This window comes from Zhongshania sp. (assembly GCF_041623545.1).
Lineage (GTDB): Bacteria > Pseudomonadota > Gammaproteobacteria > Pseudomonadales > Spongiibacteraceae > Spongiibacter.
On sequence record NZ_JBFJWS010000060.1, the window covers coordinates 1 to 14,058 of the forward strand.

The following is a 14,058-nucleotide window of genomic DNA, read 5'->3' on the forward strand; positions in this document are numbered from 1 at the left end:
CGTCTTTCCAGACTGGCTCCAGCGCCGACAAACTTTCAAGCGTGGTCGTAGGGCGATTACATTCGTCCTTCTCCAACAGCACATCTTTGAATGTGGTCTCTTTTGTTTCTTTATTGAACACCGACATGCTGGCCTTAAAGGGCACTATTTCGTCGGCAAACAGGCCCGCTTGCTGCGCTGCCGCAACCCGCTGTTGGCTTTGCAGGGAGTACAGATCCTGAGCTTCACGGCTGACGCCATAACGCTCGGCTACAATTTCGGCCGTCTCAATCATCGGGATATAGGCAGTGGGATCAATATCCAAGACCGTCTGGGAGACATTGCGGAAAGCATTTTTGTGCTTAGTTTGCACCAGCGAAATCGACTCCAAACCACCGGCTACCGCGATATCGATTTCATTACACATAATTGACTTAGCGGCCCAGGCAATAGACATTAAACCTGAAGAGCACTGCCGCTCAATCGCCATGCCCGGAACGCTATCTGGAAGGCCGCCAGCCACCGCACACAAACGGCCAAGATTATAAGCCTGAGTGCCCTGCTGGGCCGCAGCACCAAAAATAACATCTTCAACCGACGCCGGATCAATGCCCGCACGCTCTACCGCTGCGCGCACCACATGACCGCCCATAGCAGGGGCTTCGGTGTTGTTTAAGGCACCGCGAAATGATTTGCCCATACCAGTACGGGCGGTGGAAACGATGACAGCTTCTCTCATGGTTTTGTATCCTTTTTGAAATTTGATTTTGCGTTTATTTCGCAATATTTAATCAGGCGCTGAATCGTCAGACGTCCGACGTCAGACGTCAGGCGTCTGACGAACATTAGGCTCGCTGTGACGAGCAACTTACAATTTCTCCAGTCATATAACTGGAATAATCAGAGGCGAGGAACATCATAATATTTGCTACTTCCCAGACTTCAGCACCCCGGCCATAGGCTTCACGGGCCTCCAGTTCTGCTAACAATTCTTCTGGTGCAGATTTTTTCAACATGGCGTGAACAGCCAATGACGGCGCAACCGCATTGATGCGCACACCAAAATCAGCGGCTTCTAAGGCGGCGCAGCGGGTCAGGGCCATTACTCCCGCTTTGGCTGCAGCGTAGTGGGCTTGTTCTTTTTGGGCGCGCCAACCGAGTACCGAGGCATTGTTAACGATAACGCCCTCACCACGGGTTTTCATGACCTTCATCATGTAACGGGTCATGCGCATGGTGCCGTTGAGGGTCACATCGATGACCTTATTCCACTCGGGGTCTTCCATCTCGATAAGCAGTTTTGTAGTGCCCAAACCCGCGTTATTGATCAGCACATCGACGCCGCCCAGTAACTCCTCGGCGGTATTGATTAGTGCCTGCACGTCGTCTTCAACAGCAACATTACCGACCTTGCCGTAAACTTCCTGACAACCGGTTTCCGCTTTCAATTTTTCAACCGAGGCATTCAAACGGCCTTCGTGGATATCCGAAATCACGATACCCCGGCAACCTTCTTCAATGGCGCGCTGCGCCGCCGAAAAGCCAATACCGGCGCCTGCCGCCGCTGTAATGAGTACTGACTTACCTTTTAATAAGCCGTGGCCTTTAACGTATTCTGGGACTTTGATGTTCATTGTTAACTCCATTGCTCGTCGGAAGTCAGATGTCTGACGTCAAACGCTAAAATAAAAATTCACAGTTCTCACTTACCGTCAGACCTCCGACGCCAGACACCCGACTTAAACAGGCCTCAATTCCTTCGGCATCCCCAAGCCCCGCTCGGCTATAATATTGCGCTGAATTTGGTTAGTACCGCCGTAGATGGTGTCTGAGCGTGTGAACAGGAATAAGGACTGCAGACGATTTAATTCATAGGGGGCGTCGGCGAGGATATCAGCTTCGGGGCCGAGGATATCCATAGCGAGTTCACCGAGGTCGCGATGCCAAGTGGCCCAGTACAATTTGTAAATCAGGGCTTCTTTTTGCAGGCTGCCGTCGCTACCGCCCGACAGCATACGCAAGCTGTTATAGCGCATAATTTTTAAGCCGATATGGGCGTCGGCAATGCGCTGGCGAATGAGCGGGTCCTTAGCTGTACCATTTTCTTTGGCGAGTTTAATGACTTCGTTCAGTTCATTTTGAAAAGCCATTTGCTGGCCCAAAGTCGACACGCCACGCTCAAAGCCCAGCAGGCCCATGGCCACTTTCCAGCCGTCACCGGGCTGGCCGACAATATCATCAGCAGCACATTCCGCATCGTCAAAAAAGACTTCGTTAAATTCAGAGGTCCCGGTGATTTGCTCTATAGGCCGCACCGTTATGCCGGGCTGATCCATTTTAACCAGAAAGAAACCCAAGCCTTTATGGGCTTTCGATTCAGGATCGGTTCGAGCAATAACAAAGCAGTATTCAGACTCGTGAGCTAAAGACGTCCAAACTTTCTGGCCATTGATTAACCATTTACCACTGGCCTCGTCAAAGCGGGCCTTGGTTTTCACATTGGCTAAATCTGACCCGGCGCTTGGCTCAGAATAACCCTGACACCAATACTCAGTGCCGGACAAAATGCCAGGCAAATACTTTTGTTTTTGCTCTTCGCTACCAAAGGCAATCAGGGTCGGCCCCGCCAAGCCCTCACCAATATGCCCCATACGTCCAGGTGCACCCGCGCGGGCATATTCTTCAAAAAAGATCACTTGTTGCTCAATGGATAAACCCCGACCACCGACTTCTTTCGGCCAGCCCACACAGGTCCAACCGCCTTCGGCGAGTTTGCGCTCCCAAGCCTTACGCTCCTCAGGGAACATATGTTCATCACCTGGACCGCCCCGGAATTTCAGCTGGGCAAACTCACCGACTAAATTATCTGCCAGCCAGCCTGCGATCTCGGCGCGGAATTGTTCGTCTTCAGGGCTGAATTGTAGTTTCATAATGTCATGCTCAAATTAGTTTACAAGCGCGTCGGACGTCGGGTGTCTGACGTCGGAAGATAAAACACCGCTATTTGCTTTCCTCCGACATCCGACTTCAGACGTCCGACTAATCAAGTAGTATCTTCGCCACGCGCTCGCGGTGATAACCGCTATCGCCGAGAAAATGTTCACTCGCTTTAGCGCGTTTAAAATACAGATGCACGTCGTATTCCCAGGTAAAGCCCACGCCGCCGTGAATCTGTAGCGCTTCGCCAGCATTCTTAAAATACGCTTCAGAGCAATGGGATTTAGCGATGCTGGCCGCTTCACTTAACTCATTTGCGAGTGGGCCATTGGCAAGCGCGTCGTCTGCAATACAGGCGGCGTAATACACTGCTGAGCGGGCCACTTCGCTGCGTAACATCATGTCTGCGGCTTTGTGCTTAATCGCTTGGAATCCGGCAATGCTGCGGCCAAACTGGCTGCGGCTTTTACTGTACTCCACGGTAATATCCAGTACTTCTTGCATGCCGCCGGCTTGCTCAGCGGCTAAAGCGATTGTAGCGAGATCAAGAATTTTATTGAGTTGTGCACCCGCTTGCCCAGCAGCTCCCATAAGGGCGCTACTATCAAGACGCACATCACTTAAGCTTACGGTGGCCTGGCGGCGGGTTTGATCCATGGTGGGCAAACTAGCTCGTGAAATGCCGCTTTGATCCGTGGCGCAAACAAATAGGCTTATGCCCTTTTCACCGGCGCTACCCTCTTCTCTTGCAGCAAACACCATGAAGTCCGCACTGTGACCATCGAGCACGTAGCGGTAATTGCCGTTGAGAACAAAGTCATTGCCGTCGCGGCGGTAGGTTGCTGTCACGGCACTCGCATCCCAGTCTCGGCTTGCCGAGTTGAATGCTAAAGTAGCAATTTTGCCTTCAATTATTTGGGGTAAATACAGTTCTTTTTGTGCGTCCGTACCCGCGATCAATAGCGCATTGGTCGCCATGGCAACGCTTGACATATATGGCGCGCAAAGTAGGTAACGACCCATTTGCTCCAGCACCGCAACCAATTCAACATAGCCTAGGCCCATGCCGCCGTAGTTTTCGGGGATATGCAAAGCCTGCCAATACATATCATCGCAAATGCTTTGCCACAGTGCGGGATCAAAACCCGACTCGCTGGCCATCGCAGTTCGTATCGCCGCGCTAGTAGACGATGCTTTTAAAAAAGCCTCCGCCGTATCACGTATCATTTGCTGTTCTTCAGTAAATGCGAAATCCATACTGTCTCCGAGACACGACGGCGGCTTTCACAGCTTCGCTGTAAATAGCACTTATTTCCTACGAAATAAGTGCTTAACCGTTACAAGCGCAACTGCAAGCGTACAAAAACGCCGTCTTCAAATTCGATTTTTTTACCCGTTTCAGCATCAAAATCCATACTGCCGTAGCCAACTTGGATCGCTGAATTTTGGAACAAACTAAACTCGGCGCTCAAGGACCACTCGTCATAGCCTTCAATATCGCCAAACCCAGTGGACTTTGGTGCGTAATACAAGCCACCGCGCAGCCGAACGATTTCGTTCAATGGCAAACTCAAATCGCCACCAAAGGCCACAGCGCCGCCATTAAAATCCGAGTCGTCGTTTTCTAGGCCTATCGCCTTGGCACCGACTCGGCCACTTAACGAGCCGCGCTGGCCGTTGGCATACAAGCCTAAGGCCACCATATCGGCATCGTCGTCATGGTGCAGCCAATCCAGTTGTACACTGCTTTCTGGGCTCATATCGCCGGCGATTGACACCCCAAAGGTCTCATCGCCGAAACGAAATGCAACGCCGCCAGCGAATGCTGAACTGCTCACGGTAGCCAAAACTAAAGCTGCAATAAAAGGGGCTTTCATGGTGGTGATTCTCCTGTTAACTAAGATCCAAGGATAAAATCAGCTACCATACACTTTCTGAGCCGGAACTGCCTGTTCTAGCAAGGTTTTTACTGCACCGCCCACTTCACTGGGCGCCCAGCGATCACCTTTATCCACTTCGGGGCCTTTGCGCCAACCGTCTGCTAGGGATATTTTCCCGCCCTCGGCTTCAAACACACAGCCAGTGACGTGGGCCGACTCGCTACTACCGAGCCATACCAGCAGCGAAGACACATTCTCTGGGGCAAAAAAGTCAAAGCTACCGTCTTCGGGCTTGGCCATACGTGTGGCCATGGCTTCAACGGAGGTGGTCATATTGGTTCTTGCCGCCGGGGCTACCGCATTGGCAGTAATGCCGTAGCGCGCCAATTCCACGCCCTGATTCAAGGTCAGTGCCGCAATACCCGCTTTAGCCGCAGCGTAATTCGACTGGCCAACGGAACCTTGCAAACCAGCGCCCGAGGTCGTATTGATAATGCGGGCATCCACGGCTTTGCCTTCTTTAGACTTACCGCGCCAGTAGTGCACCGCGTGGGATGTAATACAGAAGTGACCTTTTAAGTGCACCGCCATAATGGTGTCCCACTCGGCTTCCGTCATTGAGGCAAACATACGGTCGCGGTTCACACCGGCGTTATTCAGAACAATATGCAGATCACCGTAGGTCTCAATGGCCTGTTTAACTGCATTCAAGCTGTCGTCATAATTGGTGATATCAGAGGTATTCACCACAGCTTTACCACCGGCTGCGGTTATCTCTTCAACGACTTTTTTGGCAGCGTCTTCATTAATATCATTCACAATAACCGAGGCGCCCTCGGCGGCAAAAACTTTGGCATGTGCCGCACCAAGGCCGCCACCTGCACCGGTGATAATCACCACTCTGTTGTCACAAATACCCATAGTTCCGAATCCTTTATGTTGATGCTGGGTCTGATGTCGGAAGTCTGACGTCTGACGCTAAACCAACTCGTCCGACACCCGACTTCTGACGTCCGACTAAAGTCTCTCGATAATTGTTACATTCGCCTGACCGCCGCCTTCGCACATCGTCTGCAGGCCGTAGCGGCCACCAGTGCGTTCGAGCTCATGCAATAGCGTGGTCATAAGTTTGGTGCCGGTGGCACCCAGTGGATGACCAAGGGCGATGGCGCCGCCGTTAACATTGGTTTTAGCGTGGTCGTAGCCGGTTTCTTTTAACCAGGCCATAGACACGGACGCGAAGGCTTCATTGATTTCAACAAGATCAATGTCCTTCATCGACATACCGGCTTTCTTTAAGGCGTAAGCAGTTGCGGCAATCGGCGCTGTTAACATCCAAATCGGGTCGTCGGCGCGCACGCTGATATGATGAATTCGAGCGCGGGGCGTTAAGTTATAGCGCTTTAGCGCGTCCTCGCTGACCAATAACATTGCACTGGACGCATCACAGGTCTGGCTCGATACGGCGGCGGTAACTTTGTCGCAGCCGAAAAGGAAATCCAGCTCAGCCATTTTTTCTAGACTGGAGTTGCGTGGCGTCTCATCCATGTTGACATCGCCAAAGGGGATGATCTCGCGGTCAAAGCGGCCTTCAGCAATCGCACGCAAGGCCCGCTGGTGAGACTCGAAAGAATACTCTTCAAGATCGCGGCGAGAAAAACCCCATTTATCAGCAATCATTTGTGCCGATTTAAACTGCGTTGGCGGCTCGGCACCGTAGCGCGCTACCCAGCCAGTTGAACCCGAGAACGGATCGCTAAAGCCCATGGGAATCGCCGCGGTCATTGCCGACGAAATCGGAATCTGGGTCATGGTCTGTACGCCACCAGCGACCACCACATCCATGGTGCCGGACATAATGGCCTGCGCTGCAAAGTGCACCGATTGCTGCGAGGAACCACACTGGCGGTCGATCGTGGTGCCCGGCACCTCGTCAGACAAACCAGCTGCCAGCCACGCACTGCGGGCAATATCCCCAGCCAATGGACCGATGGCGTCGACACAGCCAAAGATCACATCGTCGTACTCATTATCGGGAATACCATTGCGCTCGACGATGGCTTTTAAAACATGAGCGCCCAAATCCGCGCCATGCACATGAGCAAGGCCACCTTTACGGCGTCCGGTGGGACTGCGTACTGCATCAACGATATAGGCTTCGGCCATGATGGTTCCTCTTTGTTAGTCGGACGTCGGAGGTCTGATGTCTGACGTGTAATTACTAGTTTATATAGGGCTCGACGTGCGTCCGACGTCCGACGGCAGACATCCGACCAAGCAACTCACGCTGCAAAGGTATTCCCCGCACCCAGCAGCGCGCCTTCACTAAACACATACGCCGCTAAACGCTGTTTATGAAATCCCGCAGTGCCGTAGCTGCTGCTCAACGCCCAGGCGCGTTTCATAAAAATATGTAAATCCATTTCCCAGGTGTAGCCCATGGCGCCGTGGACTTGTATGCTGTTTTTTGCTGCTAAATCGGCGACTTCGCAGGCGACAATTTTGGCGTGACTGACATTGCGCTCGGCACTGCCGAGGTCATTGGCCAGTGCATAGGCTGCGCGGTACACCGGGGTTTTGGCGTATTCGAGTTTATAAGCGATATTGGCCATATGATGCTTCACGGCTTGGAAAGTGCCGATAGCCACACCGAATTGCTTACGCTCTGAGGTGTACTGCACCGAAATATCGATCATGCGCTGAGTTGCGCCGAGCGCCTGCGCCGCTGCGGCAAGGGCGCCACGATTCAGTGCTCCGTTAATTATTTGCTGAGCTGCTTCGCCGTCGGCGAGCTTTGTGGCCGCCGCAACATCAAACTCCACCGCAAATAATTTACGGCCAAGGTCTATCGATTCGTTATAGCGCAGATTTGCCTGCGCTGGCGTTACGGCATACAAGGCGCCGCCTTTTTCCAGAATCAGTAAATCAGCAATATGCGCGTCTTCTACCAGAGCATTCACCGCTAAACCAACCACGACCTTGGCTTCACCTGCCGCAATTTTCGGCAACCATTGGGCTGAAAACTCACTGTTGCCTAATTGTAAAATAGTCGGCACAGCGACCAATGCGCTATGCACCAAAGGTTCTGAGAGAGCAACATAACCCGCCTCTTGGGCCAGCAGCACAAAATCCAATTCATTCATACCCAAGCCGCCAAAGGCTTCTGGCACAGTGATCCCTGTTAAACCCAGTTCAACAAACTGCTGCCAAAGGCCGTCACTGCGACCGGTATCCGTCTGCCAAGCGGCGCGGATTGTTTCTGGCGTCACTTCATTAATCAGAAAGTCTTTTACCGACTCCTGAAATAACAATTGATCTTCGCTAAATGTAAAATCCATTCCGTCACCTATTCTATTTACTTTCGCTCTTCACCAATTACCAAACCAAGCAGCGCAGATTTTTGTGCGCTGGCAAGGCAAAAATACGCGCAGGGCGAGAGCGTATATTTAATACGTGACCAACCGAGCATATTTTTAACGCAGCCAGCGTGCAAAAAGATCGCTGCGTTACTTCCGCGGCATTCCCAGCAATCTTTCGGCGATGATGTTGCGTTGTATTTCATTGGTACCTGCGTATATCGGCCCCGACTGCGCAAACAACCAGCCGTCTAACCAACTACCCACTTCACCGGCATCCGGCGCATGGGGCAGCAATTCAGCGCGAGCACCCAAAATTTTCAATCCCAAGCCGTGCATTTGCTGATCTAGCTCAGACCAAAATATTTTATTGGTCGACGCCTCTGCGCCAATTTTGCCGCCCTGTATTAAGCGACAGGCGGTTTGATAGGTTGTTAAGGCGTAGGCTTCGGCATCCATATAGGCGCGCAATACGGCGTCGCGTACGGCGGGATCCTGATCAGCTGACGCTTGATTGGCTTTGTACAAATTCACCAAACGCTTAGCCGTTTCTTGAAAGCGCGCCGGGGAACGCAGCATTAAGCCACGTTCAAATCCGGCGGTGGCCATGGCCACACCCCAGCCTTCACCTTCGCCACCCAAACGGCAGTCGACAGGGACTTTGACGTTATCAAAAAATATTTCGGCAAACCCCGGCAGGCCATCTAATTGGGGTATTGGGCGCACGGTAATGCCTTCAGTCTCTAGCGGCACTAGAATAAAAGTCAGGCCTTTATGGCGCTCTGAGGCTGGATCAGTGCGGAACATACCAAAGCACCAATCCGCCCAAACCGCGCGGGTAGACCAGGTTTTTTGGCCGTTGATAATGTAATGGCTACCGTCTTCGCTCAATGTTGCCGTGGAGCGAATGGCCGCCATATCGGAACCAGCATTGGGCTCAGACCAACCCTGACACCAGATATCTTTACCCGTCGCCATGCCATTTAAAAAGCGCTTTTTCTGCTCGTCAGTGCCGTATTCCATTAAGGTTGGGCCAAGCAAGAAAATACCGTTTTGGTTTACCCGCAGCGGCGCCCGCGCGGCGTAATACTCTTCTTCAAAAATTAGCCACTGCAATAAATCGGCGCCGCGACCACCCATTTCTTCCGGCCAGGTAATCATGCCCCAGCGACCTTCGTAGAGCTTGGCCTCCCACTCGCGGTGCTGCTGAAAACCAAGCTCGGTGTCGAAGCTCTGTAGCGGCTCTGTAGGCACGTTAGCCGCCAGCCAAGCGCGGACCTCTTTGCGGAAGGCGTTTTGTTGTTCGGTGTATTCGAGTTGCATGTTGTATCCCGTTATTCGCAGTACGCTAGACGGGAGACGGAAAACGCAAAATCACGTTCTTTTGCATCTCCCGTCTCCCGTCTCGCATCTCCCATTACCTTAGAATTTCGCGTCGCGCTTTTCTACAAACGCATCTTTAGCTTCCTGGGAATCTGGATCCGCATAAGCCTCTTGGGTAAAGCCTTGCTCCCAGCGGTATTTATCTTCTAGGTTGCCGTCTTCAATGCCGTTAAGTGCTTCTTTTGCAAGCTGCACCATGCGCGGTGATTTCCCGGCAATTTTGCGGGCGATGTCTCTGGCGGCATCAAGCAGCTGGTCACGGGGAACAACCTTTTCAACTGCACCCAAGCGGTAGGCTTCTTGTGCGTCGATAGGCTCACCAGTGAAGTACATGTAGCGAACCTTTTGCACAGGGAACATGCGCTGCAAGTGCGCGCCGCCGCCCATGGCGCCGCGATCCACTTCGGGCACCGCGAAAGTCGCGCACTCGGAGGCAACTAGCACATCCGCTGCACCACTAATGCCAATACCACCACCCAAAACAAAGCCATGAACAGCTACAACTACCGGCTTAGGGTTGCGGTGAATCGCTTTAAAGGTATCGTAATTACCTTTGTTTACTTTGGTGATCATGGCGCTATTGGCGGCCAATTCTTTTATGTCGACGCCGGCGCAAAAGCCACGGCCTTCGGCGGCAATAATAATGGCGCGTACATCCGGGTTTTCACCCAAGGCATTTAGCTCGGCGGCAATCGCCAACCAACCCGCACTGTTAAAGGCATTAACGGGCGGATGATTAAAAATAACTTCGGCAATGCCGCTATCAATACGGGTAGAAAATGGCAGACTCATTGGTTTGCTCCCTGCGTGCACAGACGCTGTAATTGGGCCTCGGCTTCTGCTACTAGACCGCTAATTAATTCTTCACAACTCAATATTTGATCAATGACGCCAGCTACCTGACCAGATGGTAAAACCCCGTCATCAGGCCGGCCATCAACCATGGCTTTTTGAATGATCATGGGTGCATTGGCCGACATAATGGCTTGCGCTGGCGTAAGATCGCCGTCTTTACTCATTGCCAGCGCTGATTTCAGTAGACCAAAAATACTGGCGCCGGTGAATTTACGAAATGCCAAACCATTGCGCAGTGCGATCACTAATTTTTTGAGGTTGCCAGCGCGCTCTAACTCACCTAAAAACCGGTTGAGAATCATGCGCTGCTGAATACCGTCGAGTGCTTGAGAAACGATAATTTCTGCGGGGTTTTTGCAATCGAGATAGCGCTGCTTGGTCGCATCCGGAACCGGACTTTCTTTCGTTAATAAAAAGCGGGTGCCCATGGCAATGCCATCGGCCCCGAAAGCCATAGCCGCAACTAAGCCGCGACCATCTTTAAATCCGCCCGCGCCGAGCACAGGCACTTTTGCGCCCACGGCATCAACCACCTGGGGCAATAATAATGTTGTGGGTACCGAACCTGTGTGACCGCCACCCTCGCCACCCTGAACCGTGACTGCATCCGCCCCCATTTCCACGGCTTTGATAGCGTGCTTAGGCAAACCGACGGTTGGCATACACACCACACCGGCGTCTTTTAATTTGGCGACCATTTCTTTACCCGGCGAGCGGGAATAACTTACTGCTTTGACCTTGTGCTTAATGACGAGGTCGACAATCTCTGCGGCATTGGGCTGATACATATGAAAGTTCACCCCAAAGTTCGCATCCGTAAGCGACTTTACTTTGAGAATATCGGCTTCCATTTGCGCCGGTGGAATTGTCGCCCCCGCCAGAAAACCAAAGCCACCGGCATTGCCAGTCCCCGCCACCAGATTAGGATCAGCCACCCAGCCCATCGCCGTTTGAATTACAGGGTAGCGACAGCCGAGAAGCTCGGTGATGCGGGTGTTTAGTAAGTTTGACATGGGCTTTACCTTATTCGCGTTACGCTAGATGGGAGACGGAAGACGCAGAAACAGGCCTTAGCGTCTCCCGTCTCCCGTCCAGCGTTTTCCAGTATCAAGCCCGCACTCCCGGCGGATTATCCTTCAACTGCTTGCTGCGCATATTGTGTGGGTCCATCTGTCGAATAATCGCCAACTGCTCTTCGGTGGGCGCGGCAGTGACCGCGACCGTTGCCGGAACATGGACCTCAAAGCCAGTGTTCTCGATCACTTCTTCTACGCTAACACCGGGGTGCAGGCTCACAATCTGCATTTGGCGATTCGGGCCGTTAAAATCGAACACACCCAAATTGGTGTAGACGCAGCGCAAATCAATCTCGTCGAAGCTATAGCCCTTGGGCAGGCGCTCGGGGTTATAGCCGATGGTGCAGACCACATCGCACTCACCTTCGATAAAGACCCGCTTGCCATGAGCAGGCACCATATAGCTATTGGCGTGGCAGATAGAGTTACCGGGGAAACCCCGCACACCCAACATTTGCACTTTGGGCTTTTGGTAGTCGCCGCCCATGGCAGAAATATTCGACTGACCAAAACGATCAATCTGCGTCGGGCCACCAGTAAGGTGACGACGACCGCTCCACACATTGTCAAAAATGCGGCTAAAGCCCATCCAGTTTTCGTTCATTTGCACAAAATCGGCGGGGCGTTTACCGACGGGATTCGGCGTGGATAATATCCACGCTTCCGAGTCGGTCATCATAATGCCGGGATTGGTAGTCAACATCGCTAGGCTTGCCGCAAGGCGCTGCAAAACGCCGATGCCGGTAACCAATACTTCGCCGTCATTGGCATAGGCCTGGGCATTAGCGCAAATCATCAATTCCGCCAAACTGTAATCGCTTGCAGGTGTACTCATTTCAATTCTCTCCTGTTAACCGATTAATAGACGGGCTGGGGCAGTTTACGAATGGCATCTAAGCCGCCAACTTTGGCCTGATACTCTTCTTCGCTGCTGTCTTTAATGTATTTGTCAAAATAGGCGGCAAAACCACCCTCTTTGGCCGAGGCGTTGTATTCTTGGAAATGGGGAATATCAAAGCCGTAATTGGGACTGCACGATGAGGGGTGCGCGCCACCGGGCACCAGTGCAACGCCGGTAGTGAAATTACGTTCCCAGAAAACCGAGCGCGCTTCGACGGGGTCGGCGAAGGCTGAGGCGTCGACAATTTCTTCACACGTCACATAGGTTTTGTCGGCTGCGCGTACAAACCAGTCATCCATATGATGATCCGGTGCTTTGATCTGACAAACACCACGCACATCAGCGCGATCAACGTGGACTAACGCGGCATCAAGTTTAAGCGCCGGCATGGCGACCCACTCTTTGTCGTCGTAGGGGCTATCGATCACTTTTATGTCGGGATTGAATTTAATAACGTCGGTGCCTAGGCCCACCTTGGTCGGAATAAATGGACAACCCCAGGCTGCGGCGCGCAAACCTAAGAGCATCATGCCCTCGTCGATTTCCATAACCTCCAACTCACCGCCTTGGCGGGCGGCCCGGAAATACGGCTCAAGAGGAATAAAATCCAAGGACACAAAAGCAAATACCAGCTTCCGCACTTTACCCGCGGCGCATAACATGCCGACATCTGCGCCACCGTAAGCGACAATTGTGAGATCTTTTAGATCGGACTTAAGTATCTCGCGAATCACTGCCATCGGCTTGCGGCGCGGACCCCAGCCACCAATGCCAATAGTCATGCCGTCTCGCAACTGACCAACCATTTCCTGCAGACTCATTTGCTTATTCACGAGTACTCCTTTTATTCACCCACAACGGGAAAGACCTGTAATCGCAAGTGGCCTAAAACTAAGCTACCAACCTGCTTGAATTACGATATACGTAAATATAACACCTTTTAAATGCGCAAAACATTAATTATTGCAATATTTAACTTCACATTGGGAGGTGTAGGGACAGCAAGGGGCGATGCCCAGCGAGCATACAACCCACTCTGACAGCAGCGGCCTTCAACACAAGAAAGCAAGGGAAGGGGTAGATGACGGGAAATTATCTACCGACAGCTGGAAAGCAAACACGCTTGCCGTGACAGCTCAAGACGCCACAGCTCCATCTGTGTCATGCTTGGCCCACTGCCCATGCATTAAGGAGCAAGTCCCTATGTCGAAGCGCATCGATGAACTCTCCGCCCAGATCCACCAGCTCGAAAAGGAATTGAAGGACGAGATCAAGAAGATCCGCATTCAGACCTATGAGATTCGCGAAAAAGGCATTCACTTCACAGAAGAGATCCGCGCTCGACATCGCGAGCAGGTGATGCATTTAGGGCAATACCTGCGCCGCTCTAAGCTCAAACACTTACTCACGGCCCCCGTAATTTGGCTATGCATCTTCCCTGCGGTTTTTTTGGACCTTATTGTTAGCCTATTCCAAGGCGCTTGTTTTCCTGTTTACGGTATTCCTAAAGTAAAGCGTGGCGACTACATCATGTTCGACCGCAAGCACCTGGCTTATCTAAATCTAATTGAAAGAGCCAACTGTCTTTATTGCGGATATTTCAATGGCCTAATGGCTTACGTGACGGAAGTCGCGGGCAGAACCGAACAGTATTGGTGCCCCATCAAGCACGCCCAAGCACTGAAAATTGA

14 protein-coding genes are annotated in these 14,058 nt (G+C 52.2%); 1 reads left to right on the forward strand and 13 read right to left on the reverse strand.

The genetic code is table 11. The annotated features are described in order from the left end of the window. The 13 genes from ABYT30_RS08235 to ABYT30_RS08295 all read right to left on the reverse strand — a co-directional run. Positions 1-718: beta-ketoacyl synthase N-terminal-like domain-containing protein (locus tag ABYT30_RS08235; RefSeq protein WP_373095962.1), on the reverse strand; the 718-nt coding region annotated here is incomplete at its 3' end. 106 nt (positions 719-824) lie between these two features. Further along, positions 825-1,613: an SDR family oxidoreductase gene (locus tag ABYT30_RS08240; RefSeq protein ID WP_373079906.1), complete on the reverse strand. Its 789-nt coding sequence runs from the start codon at positions 1,611-1,613 to the stop codon at positions 825-827. Positions 1,614-1,718: 105 nt separating this feature from the next. Beyond that, positions 1,719-2,909 (reverse strand): acyl-CoA dehydrogenase family protein, encoded by a 1,191-nt coding sequence (locus ABYT30_RS08245; RefSeq protein ID WP_373079905.1) that lies wholly within the window; start codon positions 2,907-2,909, stop codon positions 1,719-1,721. A gap of 109 nt (positions 2,910-3,018) precedes the next feature. Continuing rightward, positions 3,019-4,173, reverse strand: a complete 1,155-nt coding sequence (locus ABYT30_RS08250) for an acyl-CoA dehydrogenase family protein (protein ID WP_373079903.1) — start codon at positions 4,171-4,173, stop codon at positions 3,019-3,021. Positions 4,174-4,253: 80 nt separating this feature from the next. After that, positions 4,254-4,793 (reverse strand): YfaZ family outer membrane protein, encoded by a 540-nt coding sequence (locus ABYT30_RS08255; protein WP_373079901.1) that lies wholly within the window; start codon positions 4,791-4,793, stop codon positions 4,254-4,256. A gap of 39 nt (positions 4,794-4,832) precedes the next feature. Continuing rightward, positions 4,833-5,717 (reverse strand): SDR family oxidoreductase, encoded by an 885-nt coding sequence (locus tag ABYT30_RS08260; RefSeq protein ID WP_373079900.1) that lies wholly within the window; start codon positions 5,715-5,717, stop codon positions 4,833-4,835. A gap of 96 nt (positions 5,718-5,813) precedes the next feature. Beyond that, on the reverse strand, positions 5,814-6,962 hold the full coding sequence (locus ABYT30_RS08265; protein WP_373095964.1) for an acetyl-CoA C-acetyltransferase: 1,149 nt from the start codon (positions 6,960-6,962) through the stop codon (positions 5,814-5,816). Positions 6,963-7,078: 116 nt separating this feature from the next. Further along, positions 7,079-8,134, reverse strand: coding sequence for an acyl-CoA dehydrogenase family protein (locus tag ABYT30_RS08270; RefSeq protein ID WP_373080749.1), 1,056 nt, complete (start codon positions 8,132-8,134; stop codon positions 7,079-7,081). Positions 8,135-8,302: 168 nt separating this feature from the next. After that, positions 8,303-9,475 (reverse strand): acyl-CoA dehydrogenase family protein, encoded by a 1,173-nt coding sequence (locus ABYT30_RS08275; RefSeq protein WP_373080747.1) that lies wholly within the window; start codon positions 9,473-9,475, stop codon positions 8,303-8,305. Positions 9,476-9,574: 99 nt separating this feature from the next. Continuing rightward, complete coding sequence (locus tag ABYT30_RS08280) at positions 9,575-10,327, reverse strand: enoyl-CoA hydratase family protein (RefSeq protein ID WP_373095965.1); 753 nt, start codon at positions 10,325-10,327, stop codon at positions 9,575-9,577. Continuing rightward, positions 10,324-11,403, reverse strand: coding sequence for an NAD(P)H-dependent flavin oxidoreductase (locus tag ABYT30_RS08285; protein WP_373080743.1), 1,080 nt, complete (start codon positions 11,401-11,403; stop codon positions 10,324-10,326). The genes ABYT30_RS08280 and ABYT30_RS08285 overlap by 4 nt, the downstream gene beginning before the upstream one ends. Positions 11,404-11,497: 94 nt before the next feature. After that, positions 11,498-12,301 (reverse strand): CoA-transferase subunit beta, encoded by an 804-nt coding sequence (locus tag ABYT30_RS08290; protein ID WP_373080741.1) that lies wholly within the window; start codon positions 12,299-12,301, stop codon positions 11,498-11,500. A gap of 23 nt (positions 12,302-12,324) precedes the next feature. Beyond that, positions 12,325-13,200, reverse strand: coding sequence for a CoA transferase subunit A (locus ABYT30_RS08295; RefSeq protein WP_373080740.1), 876 nt, complete (start codon positions 13,198-13,200; stop codon positions 12,325-12,327). A gap of 370 nt (positions 13,201-13,570) precedes the next feature. Between ABYT30_RS08295 and ABYT30_RS08300 the strand changes: the two genes are divergently transcribed. Continuing rightward, positions 13,571-14,058, forward strand: a 488-nt coding sequence (locus tag ABYT30_RS08300; RefSeq protein WP_373095967.1) for a hypothetical protein, incomplete at its 3' end; no start/stop codon positions are given.